The sequence below is a fragment of the Nonomuraea aridisoli genome (assembly GCF_003236395.1).
Taxonomy (GTDB): domain Bacteria; phylum Actinomycetota; class Actinomycetes; order Streptosporangiales; family Streptosporangiaceae; genus Nonomuraea; species Nonomuraea aridisoli.
The window spans coordinates 1-1,586 of the sequence record NZ_POUD01000544.1 but is presented as its reverse complement, the minus strand read 5'-3'; the positions used below and the strand labels follow the sequence as shown (position 1 = coordinate 1,586).

2 protein-coding genes are annotated in these 1,586 nt (G+C 71.4%); one reads left to right on the top strand and one right to left on the bottom strand.

Annotated elements, in window-relative coordinates; genetic code table 11:
* Positions 1-307 precede the first annotated feature (307 nt).
* A complete protein-coding gene (locus C1J01_RS47935) occupies positions 308-538 on the bottom strand; it encodes a hypothetical protein (protein WP_181449376.1) in 231 nt (76 codons plus the stop codon).
* A gap of 323 nt (positions 539-861) precedes the next feature.
* Between C1J01_RS47935 and C1J01_RS47925 the strand changes: the two genes are divergently transcribed.
* Entirely contained in the window at positions 862-1,422 is a 561-nt protein-coding gene (locus C1J01_RS47925) for a TetR/AcrR family transcriptional regulator (RefSeq protein WP_111185788.1), read from the top strand.
* The last annotated feature ends 164 nt before the right edge of the window (positions 1,423-1,586 follow it).

Sequence of the window (1,586 nt, the reverse complement as noted above, 5' to 3'; positions counted from 1 at the left end):
AGATGTGTATAAGAGAAAGTTCCAAGCCCCCTCCCACCCCAGTGGCGTGGGGCCTGTGCGCCTGCCTGTGGCGCGCCTGGCAATCCCGCCCCGTAGGGGCCGTGTGCGGCGCTGTGCCGGCTCGGTGCGGCGCCTACTCGTGTGGGGCGTCCCGGGCGGCGCCACCCACCGCTGCGCACCCACCCCACACCGGACATACGGAACCTCTCACGCGCACGCCACATCCGCTGGCCGCGCAGACCCGCCCCACCTGGGCACGCATCAGCGCGGCCGGGTCGGTGTCGGCGGTGATGCCGGTGCGCTCTTCCTAATTCTCCGCGGCGCTCGCCCGGCCGTCGTAGAACGCCGGCACCCGGCCGCGGTCGAAGCGCAACCGCGCTGACGCGGACGCCGTGCGTCCCACAGTCCCGGAAGGCCGCTCAGCGCGGTGCCAGGTCCAGTGGAGGCCGTCGGCGCTGGTGGCGTGGTCGGTCACCAGCCGGTCGGCCTCCTCCGGGTCGGCGAGCGGATGACAGGACGCCCCATCCTGCGCCGGCACCCGGGCGGCGCCAGTACGCTCTGGCGGTCATCAAGCACGCCGGCAGGCGCGTCCGCGTGCTGGGCACCACCAGCACCTCGTCGGGCGTGGGGTCGGCAGCGGTCGCTTGCCCACATAGAGAACCTCCGGGGGTCGTATCCGTCGAAGAGGGCTGCGCGCATGTCGCTCATGATCTCGTCCGGTGTCGCGTTTCTGGAGCTGCGGAGGCACTGTGTGCGCCCGCTGGTACGCCCACGCTGAATCGGTAAGTGGATGACAACGTCCGTTCAGCTTGAAGCGACAGACATGGCCTGCTCAGCCATCTCACAAGCCGTCCGTTGGCGGTGCCCGGCGATGCAGACCCGGCGGGCCCGCGCGCCGATGCCCGGCGCAACCGGGAACGCATCCTCGAAGCTGCGCGCGAGGTGTTCGCGGCCCAGGGCATTGACGCCCCTATGAGCGCCGTCGCCCGCCGCGCCGGCGTCGGGGTGTCCACCCTCTACCGCCGCTTCCCCACCCGCACCGCGCTTGCCACCGCTGCCTTCGCCGAGCAACTCGCCCTGTGGGCGGCAGCCTGCGACCAGGCTCTTGCCGACCCTGATCCCGGGCATGGTCTGTACGCACTGCTGGAGGAGGTGTGCACCCCACAGGTGACCGACCGCGGCTTCGCCTCCGTATTCCTGGACCAGTTCCCCGATGCCCTTGATCACGAACACGAACGCGACTGTGCCGAAGAGCGTCTGGCGCGGCTGCTCCAGCGTGCCCGCGAGACCGGACAACTGCGCGACGACTTCGACCCCGCCGACATCGCCCTCCTGCTCCTGGCCGACAGCGGCCTCGCCGGACAACCGCGAGAAACCGCCGTCGCTGCCTCCCGGCGCCGCCGGCCACCGGGCCGCCCGTGAGCCCGATCAGGCAACGTGCCGAAGGTGAGCAGGAGGCAGGGACACCACCCCTGGTTCCGCGCGGATCTCTCCCCACCACCCCTCCATGGCCGGCCGCGCCAAGCACGGGTCCCAGAGAGGGGGTGTGAAGGGGGTGTGTGCGGTGGGGCGGTGCAGGTTGAACG